This is a genomic window from Microcoleus sp. PH2017_09_SFU_O_A (assembly GCF_020738625.1).
Classification (GTDB): domain Bacteria; phylum Cyanobacteriota; class Cyanobacteriia; order Cyanobacteriales; family Microcoleaceae; genus Microcoleus.
In genome coordinates, this window is sequence record NZ_JAEQCF010000006.1 from 49,869 (window position 1) to 64,390 (window position 14,522).

10 protein-coding genes are annotated in these 14,522 nt (G+C 46.4%); all 10 read right to left on the reverse strand.

The features are described 5' to 3' along the window. Window positions 1-186 precede the first annotated feature (186 nt). Window positions 187-1,551, reverse strand: a complete 1,365-nt coding sequence (gene opcA / locus JGK16_RS03795) for a glucose-6-phosphate dehydrogenase assembly protein OpcA (RefSeq protein WP_293174581.1) — start codon at window positions 1,549-1,551, stop codon at window positions 187-189. Window positions 1,552-1,850: 299 nt separating this feature from the next. Next, complete coding sequence (gene zwf / locus JGK16_RS03800) at window positions 1,851-3,380, reverse strand: glucose-6-phosphate dehydrogenase (RefSeq protein WP_293189723.1); 1,530 nt, start codon at window positions 3,378-3,380, stop codon at window positions 1,851-1,853. Beyond that, complete coding sequence (locus JGK16_RS03805; protein WP_293189721.1) at window positions 3,381-4,211, reverse strand: hypothetical protein; 831 nt, start codon at window positions 4,209-4,211, stop codon at window positions 3,381-3,383. Window positions 4,212-4,463: 252 nt separating this feature from the next. Then, the gene (gene tal / locus JGK16_RS03810; RefSeq protein WP_293189719.1) at window positions 4,464-5,615 is read right to left on the reverse strand and encodes a transaldolase; all 1,152 of its coding nucleotides are present in this window, start codon (window positions 5,613-5,615) and stop codon (window positions 4,464-4,466) included. A gap of 196 nt (window positions 5,616-5,811) precedes the next feature. Beyond that, window positions 5,812-6,885 (reverse strand): class 1 fructose-bisphosphatase, encoded by a 1,074-nt coding sequence (fbp, locus tag JGK16_RS03815; protein ID WP_293174592.1) that lies wholly within the window; start codon window positions 6,883-6,885, stop codon window positions 5,812-5,814. A gap of 274 nt (window positions 6,886-7,159) precedes the next feature. Further along, window positions 7,160-8,692: a phospholipase D-like domain-containing protein gene (locus JGK16_RS03820; protein ID WP_293189717.1), complete on the reverse strand. Its 1,533-nt coding sequence runs from the start codon at window positions 8,690-8,692 to the stop codon at window positions 7,160-7,162. Next, window positions 8,689-12,078, reverse strand: coding sequence for a serine/threonine-protein kinase (locus JGK16_RS03825; protein WP_293189715.1), 3,390 nt, complete (start codon window positions 12,076-12,078; stop codon window positions 8,689-8,691). The genes JGK16_RS03820 and JGK16_RS03825 overlap by 4 nt, the downstream gene beginning before the upstream one ends. Window positions 12,079-12,304: 226 nt before the next feature. Next, the gene (gene thrB, locus JGK16_RS03830) at window positions 12,305-13,336 is read right to left on the reverse strand and encodes a homoserine kinase (RefSeq protein WP_293189713.1); all 1,032 of its coding nucleotides are present in this window, start codon (window positions 13,334-13,336) and stop codon (window positions 12,305-12,307) included. An 87-nt stretch (window positions 13,337-13,423) separates the two neighbouring features. Then, entirely contained in the window at window positions 13,424-13,993 is a 570-nt protein-coding gene (locus tag JGK16_RS03835; protein WP_293189711.1) for a Uma2 family endonuclease, read from the reverse strand. A gap of 52 nt (window positions 13,994-14,045) precedes the next feature. Then, window positions 14,046-14,522: a tetratricopeptide repeat protein gene (locus tag JGK16_RS03840; RefSeq protein ID WP_293189709.1), complete on the reverse strand. Its 477-nt coding sequence runs from the start codon at window positions 14,520-14,522 to the stop codon at window positions 14,046-14,048.

Consider the following 14,522-nt stretch of genomic DNA (forward strand, 5'->3'; position numbering starts at 1 on the left):
GCTCTCTCATCTATTAAATAATGCTTTAACGAACCGCGAAGACACGAAGAACGCGAAGAAAGAAAGAAGAATATAAAGTAGAGCAGACATTGCCTGCTCTACTTTATATTAACTCAATTCCTTCTTCCTTATTCTATCCGTTACATCCGTTACATCCGTTACTTGCATCCGTTGCCGAACTTCTCTTTACCTCTTAGCCAACTTCAGCATTTGAGCCGTCACCGCCAAACTTTCCTCGTACAGCATATCCCGGCCCCAACTCTGCAAGTGCTGGCCCAGCAACTGTTCCGTCACCTGATCGAACAGAGGAGTCACCTGGTTAAATCGATCGGTTTGAGCGCCTCCCTTCATTTCCATCCGCATACAGCCCCCCGTTTCCGAACACAGAACCGTACCGCAGGCCGCTTTCTCGTTCGTAGAATTTAAACGCAGAGCAATTAAATCGCCGGGGACATCGCCCGTATCGGCAATCGGAATCGCAGCTAACTCGGCTTCTACAACCCGTTCGTCCGCACCTGCGAATTTAATGCGCTTAATTTGGTAATCGCCCTCTTCTTGCTTGAAAGCAACCGGACGCCACTGAAGCCGGCTCGCCAGCCAGCCCAAATACATCAGCGCTTGAGTAGAATTGCCTTGTTCGTAATCGATCGTCACTCGATCGATCTCCCGAATTGCCGCCCTACGTTCCGGCGGATCGAAGGCCTCGGCAGCCAACTCCTGCCACGCCGCCAGCCTGCGCCAATTCAAATCCGCGATCGGAATTCCTTCCTCGATCAGACTTTGCATCAACAGCAATTCCGCTTCAGACTCGGCAAAACTGCTAGAGTCGATAATCACAGAACTGCTAGTTGCCGCCAGCCGCTGGAACAAACCTCGATCGGCATCGGGATTCGCTTTCCACCATAACAAAGTCGGCAAATCCGCGATCGTCAGCGCTGTCACGATCGCGCTCACCCGTTCCAGAGCAGCTTCCGTACCCCGCAGCGTAATATACTCGCAGCAGATCAGATTGCCGCTGCCGCGCTTGTGCACCGGACAGTAAGCAGCCACTTGAGCCTGCACGCCCGTATCTTCTCCCGCCGTCGGGCACAGAGCAATAATCCGGCAGGGATTCGCAGCTACGATCGCATCAGCCACCCCCGAACCCCCGGAACCCAAGCCACTCGAACCCAAAAGCTCTCCCTTGGCATTTTTGCGAGCCACTTCTTCGCGCAACATCGCCAACAATTCAGCGCTAGGTTTGCCACTTCTGGGCATTCCGTAAGCTTTTTGAGCAGCCCTGATGCTAGATGCCGTCATCGGCCCGCTAATACCATCGACAGGCCCGTCATAAAATCCCAGATCCGCCAATAATTGCTGGGTTTCTTCCGGTTCGTACACGACAAAAGTAAAAGTTGCTGCCCTAGTCGCGATCGGAAAATCGCCCTTCGATCCTGATTCTCTGTAACTTTCCCAGATTTTACTCAGTTCTGCCTCTATTTGGTCGATCGACACATCTTTAGGGTTTTGCAGCGAAACCAGAGGCGGAGCTTTCATCGGTGTCATCGTCATCGGTTTTTTCTCCTTTCTTATTGGTTATTGGTTATTGGTTATTGGTTATTGGTCATTGGGCATCGGGCATCGGGCATCGGGCATCGGACATTGGTCATTGGTCATTGGTCATTGGTCATTGGTCATTGGTCATTGGTCACAACTGCTATCACGCAAGAGTTCCCGAACATTAGGATTACTAAATTAGTCCTTGATGATTCTTAAGTTAGCAACTCTTACCTAATGACAACTAACAACTAACAACTAACAACTGACAACTGACAACTGACAACTGACAACTGACAACTGACAATTGACTTTTAAAGTCGTCGCCACTTGCGGCCGTCTCTGTTAATCATTAATTCTGCTTCTGCCGGTTCCCAAGTACCAGCTTCATATTTAGGAACCAAACTTTGGTCGTTGGAAGATTCCCAAGCCATCAGCGCCGGAGTTACCACCCGCCAAGCTTCTTCCACTTCATCAGAACGGGTAAACAAAGTTTGGTCGCCCAGCATACAATCAATCAACAGGCGATCGTAAGCATCCGAAGATGTCACCCCAAACGAAGCACCATAACTAAAATCCATATCCACCGTCCGCGTCCGCAAATCTGGCCCCGGCATTTTCGCCTCAAACCTCAGCGAAATCCCCTCATTGGGATGCACCCGCATCGTCAAAACGTTAGGAGTAGTTTGTTGGGCCGCCGACTGAAAAATTAACAGCGGCACTTCCCGAAACTGAATTGCAATTTCGCTAACTTTTTTCGGCAACCGCTTACCAGTCCGCAGGTAGAAAGGCACTCCCTGCCATCGCCAGTTGTCAATCATAAACTTCATCGCCACAAAAGTCGGCGTTGTCGAGTTGGGAGCAACCCCCGGTTCTTCGTGATAACCCGGCACGGGTTTGCCTTTCATCCACCCTGCGGAATATTGACCGCGAATCGCGGAAAACTCTAAGTTATTCAAATCCGCCAAGCGAGTTGCTTGCAGAACTTTCATCTTTTCGGTGCGGATGCTGTCAGCATCGAGGGAGTTTGGCGGTTCCATCGCCGTCAGACAGAAAATCTGCATCAAGTGGTTTTGCAGCATATCCCGCAACGCCCCAGAGGATTCGTAGTAACCGGCCCGGTCTTCTACGCCCACAGTTTCTGCAACCGTAATTTGTACGTGATCCACAAATTGCCTGTTCCACAGCGGTTCAAAAATCGCGTTCGCAAACCGGAACACCATCAAATTTTGAACCGTTTCTTTACCCAAATAGTGGTCGATCCGGTAAACTTGCTGTTCTTGGCAAACCTGCTGCACCACACGGTTGAGAGCTTTTGCCGAACTCAAGTCGCGGCCGAAGGGTTTTTCAATTACCAAGCGATGTTTTATTGGATCTGCCAGCATTTGAGCTGCGCCCAGTTGCCGAATTGCTTCTGGGAAAAAGTTCGGAGAAACGGACAGATAAAAGATGTGATTGCCGCGGGTTCTCCTTTCTTCATCGAGTTCGGCTAAGAAAGCTTTGAGTTTTTGATAGCTTTCGGGGTTATCAATGTCGCCGGGACAGTAGTACAAACCTTTGGCGAAATCTTGCCACAATTCCTCATTGCTAATACCGCCGCCAAATTCTTCGATGCCTTCCCGCATTTGTTCTCGGAAGTAATCGTGACTCCAAGGGCGACGGGCGACTCCCACCACGGTAGTTTCTGGTGGTAAACGCCGATCGAGCTTCATCTGATAAATTGCTGGTACCAGTTTGCGCTGGGTGAGATCGCCGGAAGCTCCAAATATCACCAGAATTTGCGGTTCCGGCATCCGTTCCTTTCGCAAACCAACCCGCAGTGGATTTTCAAGTATCGTTACCATTTATTTTCCTTGTTCTAGTGCTGTTAATCTTGCCAGTACAGCATGATAATTTGCCGTCATTTCTGCTAATTGCTGGGTCAGAGAGTTGATCTGCCCTTCATATTCGGCTTTGACTTCCGCCCGGATTTCCTCTCTGAGTTCCGCTATAACTTCCGCCCGGATTTTAACCCTTTCAGCAGCTAGTCTGACTTCCCAATCTCGATCGCGCTGTAGCAGTTCAGCTTTTAGCTGCCTGTTTTCGGCTCGAAGTTGCTCCATTTCCAACGCCACAGCAGCAGCACGCCGATCCCTCTCTCTGTTTTGCTCTCGGATTTGCTGTCTGAGGCGTTGATTGTCCGATCGCAATTTTTCCAATTCTGAAGCAGTATCCTTGGGAGTTCGCCCGCTTCCTAGCGATGGAAATCGCTGTTCAACCAAACGCTGAACTGCTGCACCAGTAGGAATCCCGTTGGGCGATGACTCTACTGCTTCTTGCCAAATTTCTAGCTGTACCTCGGGGGGCAATCCCTTTAATGGGCGGATTTGATATTCTTTAACAAGGGAATTGTGTACGTTCGTACACAAATTTTCCATAATCTCAGCCGCGTCAATGAACTGATAAGCTCTTCGTTTCGTGATTCCCCACTTTTCGTGGCAATAAGCCTCAAAATTCTTGTGGGTTTCCCGGTACAGTTTTTGTTCCCGAATTTCCTCAAGGGCTTTGCCAACTTCGTAAAAAGTATGAAGTCCTTGTTCTACGATCGATTCGAGTTGTTGAAGCCTCGCCCGTTCAGCGATATCCAGTTGGGCGTTGACTTCCTCGCTTTGTTGAATGGTATGGGGAGTTAACATAACACTTCTTTAGCAGTCAGGTATGAAAAATCAGGAATTTGCGGACTTGATATTCTTTGACAAGGGAATTGTGTACGTTCGTACACAAAATATTCTTTGACAAGGGAATTGTGTACGTTCGTACACAAATTTTCCATAATCTCAGTCGCGTCAATAATTGGGGACGAGCATTTAATCAGGATTCAGGAGCCAAAACGATTATGTGTTCAGACTCCTGAGAGTTTCTGCCCTTACCGATACCAAATCGGCGAACTATACGGGTGCGAGCCTCTTAACTTTCTCTTCCAAGGAATCCATCAGGGATTGGAAGGGGCTGACGAATTTCTCGATCCCGTCCAGGAGCAAGTCTTCCATCACTTTGTCCAAGTTGATGTCGATGTCGGGATCTTTGAGACTTTCGATCAGGCTGTAAGCTTCTGCAACGTTATTCTCAATCCGGGGCGCGACATCGCAGTGATCGAAACAAGCTTCCACGGTGTTCGGCGGCAAAGTGTTAACCGTGTCGGGGCCGATTAGCTCATCCACATACATCACATCGCTGTAGTTGGGGTTTTTGGTGCTGGTGGAAGCCCACAGCAAACGCTGCACTTCGGCTCCCTTTGCTGCTAATGCTTGCCAACGATCGCTCGCGACGATCTCTTTATACTTCTGGTAAGCTACCTTGGCATTGGCGATCGCAATTTTTCCCTTCACTGCTTCCAGTTTGGCTTTGGTGGAAATATCTGTGACGTTTTTGAGTTTCTCGTCAATCTTGCCGTCAATATTGATGTCGATCCGGCTCAAGAAGAAACTGGCAACAGAAGCGATGTTGCTCACATCCAAACCCTTAGCTGCCCGCGCTTCCAAACCGCGAATGTACGCCCAGAAAGTTTCGACGTAGCTGTCAACCGAGAACAGCAAAGTCACGTTAACGTTAATCCCTTCACTGATGACTCGCTCTACGGCGGGCAAACCTTGAGCAGTTCCGGGAATCTTAATCATCACATTTGGTTTGCCGATCGCCTGATAATAGCGCAAGGCTTCGCTAATTGTACTTTCTGTGTCATTCGCGATCGTCGGTGGCACTTCGATACTGATGTAACCGTCCAAACCCTTGGACTCTGCGTAAACTGGGGCGAAGATGTCACAAGCATTGCGGATATCTGCAAATACCAGAGATTCGTAAATTTCGAGTACAGATTTACCAGCCCGGATGCCCGCTTCAATATCAGCATCGTAAATCACATTACCCGCGATCGCCTTCTCAAAAATAGCCGGATTGGATGTAATCCCTCGCAGCCCGCGACTTTCTATCATCTTTTTGAGTTCGCCGGACTCGATCAGATTGCGGGTCAAATTGTCCATCCAGATGCTCTGGCCAATTTCTTTGATTTCTAACAGGTGATTCTTTGTCTGGTCCGTCATTGATTTAACTCCTAAACTTGGATAATTGGTAATGGGTAATGGGTAATTGGTAATGGGCAGTGAAAACTTTCTTCCTTCTTCCTTTTTTCCTCTTACTATCTTCCAACTTCGGTCTAATAACTAACAACTAACAACTATCAATTGACAACTGTCAACTGTCAACTGTCAACTGTCAACTGTCAACTGTCAACTAACTTCACTCCTCAAGTGTTATGGGATTGCGCGATCGCTCTTTAATAAAAGACTCAACCAACGCTACATTTTCTTTACTGCCAATAATCAAAGGCGTGCGCTCGTGAATTTTAGTCGGCACCACGTCCAAGATGTCTTGAATACCCGTACTAGCGCGCCCTCCGGCTTGCTCCATCAAAAACGCCAAAGGAGCCGACTCGTAGAGTAAACGCAATTTGCCATCGGGGTTTTTCACGGTTCCGGGATACAAAAACACGCCTCCCTGAAATAAAATCCGGTGAAAATCTCCCACCAAAGCCCCGCCGTACCGAGCAGTGTAGCCTTGATTTCGATGTACGTAGCGAATGTAATCCCGATAAGATTCTTCCCACTGCCAAAAGCTACCTTCATTGACACTGTAGATCGGGCCGTTATCTGGAATCTTGATGTTTTCGGTTGATAGAATAAACTCGCCTAAACTGGGGTCGAGGGTAAATGAATGAACGCCTTGCCCGATCGAATAAACCAGCATGGTACTGGGCCCATACAGCACGTAGCCGGCAGCGATTTGTTTGTGCCCGTGTTGGAGCAAATCGGCAGCAGAACCGTCTTCATCATCCCCCTCTTGCTTGCGGATGCTGAATATGGAGCCGACATTGAGATTGATGTCAAGATTGGAAGAACCGTCTATGGGATCGTAGAGCAGACTGTAACGCCCGATCGGACAATTTTCAGGAATGTAATAGGGTTTTTCCATTTCCTCCGAAGCCAAGCGGCAGACAAGTCCACTTTGCTGGAATACCGAGATAAACACTTCATTAGCATAGATATCCATCTTTTTGACAGATTCTCCCTGCACGTTTACAGCCCCTGTAAACCCTAAAGCATCTTCCATTAACCCGGCTCTGCTGAGTCGCCTTGCGATCAACTTTGCAGCCAATCCGATGCGACTCATTAGGGCACTCAAATCCTGAGCATCTGCTGAAAAGCTGTGCAGTTGCTGGAGTACATGACGGGATAGAGTCGTACAATCGCGGTCTAAGGCTTGTACCTGCTCGGTTTGGCCTAGGCGGGCTTCCCCTGTCGGCGCGTTTACCATGATTTTGATGTTCTCCCTGTCTTGTGGCTCGCTAGTTTGGGATTTTTCAGGTGTTCCTGAATCGGCGATGAGACCGATAGTCCTGCAACTTCTATTTTAGGGAGGGTTTTGCGATCGGGCATGGAACTTTAGGGGAACTTTAGATCCCCAGACAAAATTGAGGAGTGCGATCGGCTATTTAGTCGGGAATTGTATTCAAAATCACTAAAATTTTTAACCCACCGCAGAGGAAGGAAGAGGGAAGAAGGTTTTAACTTTGTGGAAGCGAGACCATTCAATCTTTAAATCGCGACCTATAGCTATCGAACAGTTCATCGATTTTATGGTGGTCAGATACCAGCGTCCCCCGCTCATCCCGGAACGTGCGATCGCGGTCTCCCTTGAAGGAAAGCCAATTGAAACTTGTCGTTACAGCAAATTTCACATCAGAAATGAGGATTTTTGCATGAGTATCTCCAAGGCGCTTGAGCCGGAAATTATCCTTATACTGACTCGCTAATTTTTGAATATTATTCTCAGCCCGGATATCAGATTGGTACTTTTTATCATCATTTTCTCCCAAACCGTACCCAATGAAAACTTGTACTCCCCGCTTGAGGAGATTTTCAAACTCTTGGAGAAATTTTTTATCCACAGAACTTGCTCGAATCCAAGGCGAGATAATCATCAGACGTTCTTGGCTCTCTTTAAGAGCCTGTTCGAGCAGTGGACGGTGTTCATATACTTCTAGAAAACGAATAGGCAGCAAAGCTAGTTCTGATTTAAGTTGATTTTCAAGATATTCTATTCGCTGTAAAGCCTCTTGAAGCTGCTGAGTTAGAAGACGTTTTTCTTCATCGTTATTAGTCTGCTCAATCCGATTTTGTGTGGTCTCAATTTGGGCTTGTAGTTCAGCCTGAGCCGTAAATACTTTTTCTTTGACGATTTCAATATTTGGAATAGGGTTTTGATCGATGAATTCACGTCCTAAAACTTCTTCAGCTAGTTTCCGTGGTGCGCTTTCTTTTATCGTCTCTAATATTTTAAGTTTCTTGACTCCATTAGAACGGGCGAAAGCGGCTTCATGTTCAGTGGACAGGACACCATCAATACCGAAGGCAACCTGAACATCATCACTATCTTTTGCTTTATAGATTAGTGCCAATGCAGGTTGAAAAAATCTCTGTCTACGCTCAATAGCTTTCAAGGCTAGCAGGTCTCTATCTTGCTTGACTTTGGCTTTGCTTGCCCCCTCAATCTGGCGAATAATTGCGTCCACATCTTTGAGTTTAAGATCGGAAAGTTCGGGTGGCTTTTTCGGAGATGGTTCAATTTCTATAATTTCTTGATTACGCAAGTCTTTTTGCTTGAGTAAACGTGATTCCAATCGCCCGTACCAGCGAGGATGCCGTAGGAGTCCATCAAAGTTGATATCAAATGTTCGCTCCTCTGGAACAATAATTTTGGCATCGCGGAGCGTTCCTTCACCTTTTTTGGTCAACTTCCAAACTTGCATCAGAGAGTCATCAGGAGCTATAAGGTCAATATCCTCACTCATCCTTAAATTTATCATTGCATCCCTGACGATAGACGGTTCGAGACCAAGAAATCCAGCAATATCCACTTCTGAGGATAAACTAGCATTAATAGCTTTCAAGACATATTCTTCTATAGGGGGAATCGGTTTATGGAGTTGGGTTAGAGCTAGAACAGTGATTTTATAAACTGGCAATCCGACTTCTTTACAGCTAACTAAATCGAAGCCTGTACGATTGTCATAGCGGCGTAGTTCTTCTGGAGTAAGAAAAACTGATTCTTCTGAACTCATAAGTTAAGCTCCTTTAGGGCGCAATTTTCATGGTGACTTTCAACGTAATCCAAAACTCGGTGTAATGGGTTGTCATGTGAGGTTCTACAGAAGTAATGATCTCCCACGATTACTAAGCCAACTTTACCTCTGGATAAGGCCACATTTAATCGTTCTGCATCGCGCAGAAAACCCACTTTACCTTCTTTGTTAGAACGAGTCACAGAGTACACTGCAATATCAGCTTCGCGTCCTTGGAAGGCATCCACTGTATTACACTCAACTTTTAATGCTTGCCAATTGTTTAATTCTGAGGCCAGGTTACGATCGAGCAACTTTAGCTGTGCTGCATACCCCGTCAATACAGCGACACTGTATTTTTTCTGCGCCTTTAGTGCCGTCTGGTTTAGCTGTTTGAGAAACTGAACTATGACATTGACCTCACAAATATTGTTAAAGCTAGAATTGGCAGACTGTTCGCGACTATTCTGAAGTTTGGTTGTTGTTAACCAAGTCACAGGTTGTGGTAAAACACTGCGAAGATGCTGATCTAAGTCAGTCCTGGCACTTTTTAGCTGACTATCATAGAAGCACTCACTGACCAGATCGCCGATTGGTGCAACCATTCGATGTTGAATTGTTAACATCTTGTGGCAGCCATCTGGGAGTGTTCTCAGCAGTCGATCGAACAGGGTTTCTCGGATATCCTCTTGAGTTAGGTCGTATTTGTCCAGAAAGTCAGAATCTCTGCTAGCTTCATCTCGAAATGGTGGGAGTTGTTTGGGATCGCCAACAAGTATCCAGCGATGCGATCGCGCAATTGGAACCAACACTTCTGTCGCCGTAGCTTTTGAAGCCTCATCAACAATACACAGGTCAAATTCTATGTCTTGAATATCTCTAGGAATTCCGATGCAGGTTCCGGCTACCACTTGCGATCGCTTAATCAAAGGTGCATTGAATTTCTCATTTCGACCAAACTGATCGAACCACTCCGCCTGAATAGCTATCAGCCGTTGGAGCATCTTCGCATCAGGTGCATTTGGATTTATTAGTTGATTTATCCGCTCTTCTATCTCCTGAACCGAAAGTCTCAAAAGTTTATTGATACTGCTTCCGGTTAATTCTTTAAGACGCTTTGATTTTTCCTTCTGTTGCTCTCGTGCTTCTTTTAATTGTTTACGAAGGATACTAATTTCAGCTTCAATACTCTGACATTCCTCTAGCTTATCCTTGGGGATTTTAGTTTCCAACAATGAATCTGGGTTTTCTGGGTTGTAATTTATTGCTAGTATTTCATCTAAATCGTGTTTCCAGATATTAACATCTCCTCTGAGATTTTCAATTTTTGTAACCAGAGTTTTCATTTCTTGAAATAGTGTGGCTATTTCACTGTTATGCTGAGAAATACCTCGTTGCGCTGACCAATTATCAATAAATTCCTGTCCTTTAGCAATTGCACCCTCTCGCCACTGTTCCATCTGTTCTTCGAGTAAGAGCGAATGAACATTCTCTGATACCCGTTCATGGTTACCAAGTCGCACCAACTTCAAGTTAGGATTTTTAGCTTGAATCCGTTCTAGGGCGTTATCTAGTGCAACATGAGTTTGTGAACTGAGCAAAATTCGAGCATCAGGATTAGTTTTAAGAGTTTGCAGAACAACTTCTGTAATAAATGTTGTCTTTCCTGTACCTGGTGGACCTTGAACAATCAGAAAATCTTCTGTTGCGAGTGCAGCTTTAACAACTTCCTGCTGTGATTCATTGAGAGGTTGAACAAACTGGACATCCACCTCTACTTTAGGATTACGAACTTCTTGAGGATTGACGAGTAATTGGCGAATGTCTGAGCGTACTCCCCGGTCAAATCGAATCGCATCAAGGGCATTTTTTTGTCGATTTAGGGCAACCTCAGCAGCACGAGTATCAAAGCGTAACTCGCCAGATTGTGGGAGTCTGTCTGGTTCTCCATATTTAACATAAAGAGTCAATCTGTCACTGATGACCTGCTCAATATCTCCCCCCAAGATGCTAAATCCTTTTGGGTTTGTCACATGGCGGGGTTGTCCAGCTATGTCATTTTCTGGAAGTTCTGATAGTTCAAAGATAACGCGGTTTCCCTCACGAGTAACGCTTGTGTATTTAATCGGTTTCTCTCGGTTTTTTTCCCAATCTGTCTTGGCTCTGAGAATATCCCACCAAACTTGGAATATCCGTTGCTTTTCTTTTTCATCTTCTTGTTCTTTTAAGTTGGCTTCATGCTCTATCACTGAATCCTGTAGCTTCTGAATAACCTCTTTTGCTTCATATGAATTCAGTGGCATTCCAAATTTGAACTCGTAGGATAGATTCCAAGCACGCTCTCGACGCTGTTCCAGTTGCGAGTAGGAAGTAGACCAAGCATTGAAAATAACTAGGTGATTTCCTCGGTTTTGATCCACCTTCATGTGATACCGATAGGAAACACCATAAATTTCGTAATGATCTTCACGAGATGAATCGTCTGCGTCGTCCTTAAATTTATAGGGACGAATCCCACAACCCGATTCATTATTGAGATCGTCAAGGATAAGATTCTCGATCTCAACTTCAGAATAAATCTCAATTTCACTTTTAAGTCTGTTCAAGCACTTTGGTATAAGCTTAAGGAAGCAAGGAGGCTTCTTAATTACTCCTGTTTTTGTCTTCCCTTGAATAGCATTAAGTTGAGCTAGCAGTACCTCTGCATTAGGCTGACGCTCTTCTGGATAGAGAGAAACAGTACGCTCGATTATTTCAAGGATTTCAGGTGGTGCATTAAACGCTTTCAGTGCGCTGGGGATACTATTATGATCTGTGAGTTCAATATTGGTCAGGCACTTTAGAACCAATACACCAAAACTGTAGATATCGCGAGTGTAGGTATAGGAACCATCGTCGGTTTCTGGCGGAGTGAATGTACGCGATACAAAGTCTTTGAGAGTAATGCTTGGTTGCAAATAGCCCTTAAGCTTGGATATGCCAAAGTCAGCAAGTTTGAGTTGACCGTCACTCCCCACTAAAATGTTGCTGGGCTTGATATCGCGGTGTATTATTCTGCGATTATGGGAAAAAGCCAGAGCCTCCAACACGGGTAACGCTACCGCTTTCCAAAATGAATCCCAACCGTCGGGAGGAGATTCTTTCAGAAGAGTTGCCAAATCCTTGTCCATCCACTCCAAGACGAGAAAATAGTTACCCGTAGTTTCATCCTTGCCAAAATCGAGAAGTTCCACAATTCCGGGGTGCTTCAACTCTTGCAGGGCTTGGGTTTCACGTTTGAAGGACTCGGCTAGAATATCTGCTTCAATCTGCCCGTGTTTGAATTCTTTTACTGCAACCAGCCGTTCTTCCTGATCGTAGTCTCTTGCGCGATAGACATCAGCCATCCCGCCCGATCGCGGATTGGGGGATATAGCATAGCGATCGTTGATGAAGCGAACTGGCATAACTTAGCTACCCATAGAAGATTTCTGTTATTTTTGTAACACAGATTCCATTAGGCCGGCTTTTCAGCGGTTTATGGACTGTCAATCATAGGTAGTCTTAATATTTTTAGATGATGGCGAATTTTTAAGATGCGTTTACCCGAAAGGGTACACACCTTACGACTAATTAACTGGAGACTTGTGCACCTTGAGTATCAATAGAAATCGCCCGCACATCAGCCTTCACCCCAAATTCCATCCAAGCAGCCGCCATTTCCCTCACAACCGCATCAACATTAGTAACATCCGTTAAAGCCAAAAGCGTCGGCCCCGCACCGCTAATTACCATCCCACAAGCCCCTGCATTCATTGCAGCTTCTTGCACCGCTTCATATCCCTGAATCAGCGATCGCCGGTAAGGCTGGTGAATCTTGTCTTGGAGGGCGCAACGCAGCCAATTGCGATCGCCCGTAGCCAAAGCCCGCACCAACAAACCGAGATGTGCAGCATTGAAAATCGCGTCAGCCCTGCTGTAATCTGTTGGCAAAACTCGTCGCGCTTCGGCTGTAGAAAGTTCAAAATCGGGAATGGCTACCACGGGCACGAGATCGGGATGCCACGGAATGTCGCAAATTTGCCAGGAACCCCCCCCCTGCCCCCCCTTGCTAAGGGGGGGTGATTCTCTTAGCCCCGCTTCGCTAAGGGGGAGTTGTTCTCTTAGCCCCCCCTTGCTAAGGGGGGGTTGGGGGGGTGTATTACTAGCAGCGAGGCGACAACCTCCCAACAAAGCGGGGACAACGTTGTCGGGATGTCCTTCAAGTTCGATCGCCAACTGCATCACATCCACCTGACTCAAAGGCTTGCCGGCTAAACAATTCGCAGCGACTAACCCGCCGACAATAGCTGTAGCGGAGCTCCCCAAACCCCTCGCCAGCGGCACTTGCATATCTATGTGTATCGCCACTGGTGGGGGGGATTGACGGAGGTATTCGTATAACTTGACAAAGGCTTGGTAAGCGAGATTGCTGTCGTCTGTCTTGACTTTGGCAGCTTCTGCGCCCGTAACGGTAATTTTTAGTTTCTCTGTTGCGGAGGGTTCTATTAGGGAGAATTGGAAATGATTGTGGAGGCTTAAAGCGGCGCCGATGCAGTCGAATCCGGGGCCGAGGTTGGCGGTTGTGGCGGGTACGGTGACGGTGACGGTGGAGGTTGCAGGCATTTTTTGAATGGTTAATTTGGAGTGTTCAACCGCTGATGGACGCTGATGAACGCTGATGAATTTTTGGTGTTTGTGCGATCGACTATTTTAACCGATTTCTAAAACATCTTCATAAATTTGTGCGATCGGGCATTGAAAGTCTACGCTAGCCAAGCGAACTTCTTCGCCAACACCGTAAGGGTAAAGTTCCCAGCGCCCTTCTGCATTGCGCCGATAACATTCTACACCGATTCTTTCTTGATTAATCACTACGTATTCTTGCAAAGTTTCTACGGTGCGGTAGTCGGCAAATTTATTTCCGCGATCGAATGATGCTGTTGTTGGAGATAGAACTTCTACGATTAAGCGCGGGTGGCGTTTGAAATATTCAAGGCTTCTATCTCTTTCGTCGCAAGTCACCATGATGTCTGGATAGTAAAACACGTCTGCTTGCTCAATTCTGGCTTTCATGTTTCCTATGTAAATGCGGCATCCTGTACCCCGAACGTGGTTTCTCAGCAGCGCAAATAAGTTGCCTGCAATTGTTTCATGGGCATCGCTTGCTCCCGCCATTGCGTAGATTTCTCCTTGTCTGTATTCGTGTTTGATCGGGCTAAATTTTTCCCCTTCTAAATAGTCTTCATGGGAGGCGTAGTTGTAACTTTTGCTTAAGGTCATAATTTGAAAATTTTAAAGCTGTGGTTATATTATACCCTGTTTCCCAAAACATTTATAATAGCAGCCTGTGCAGGTGTTTTATTGCATCTTGATAATCTTCTGTCTTGCCGTCTTTTTGATAAAAATCGGCGGCTTTTTGATAGTCAGCGATCGCGCCCGGTTTGTCTTTTAATAAATAGCGGACTTTCGCACGGTTGTAGTAAGCATCGGCATACTTCGGGTTAATTTCAATGGCGCGATCGAAGTCGGCTTTGGCTGCTGGATAGTCCTTGAGATAGCGGCCGTGAATGATGCCGCGTTTGTTATAAGCTTTGGCGTAGTTGGGGTTGATGGCAATAGCTGCGGTGTAATCTGCGATCGCCCCTGGGATATCTCCAGCCTCTGACTTGGCTAAACCGCTGTTAAATAAGTCTTCAGCCGAATTTTGAACGATGAGTATTGGTGAGGGTTGAATAGAAATGGCAGGGGATATGCCACCCAAAACGGTAACAAATCCGCAAAGTGCGATCGCTCTGTACAAATATTTCAT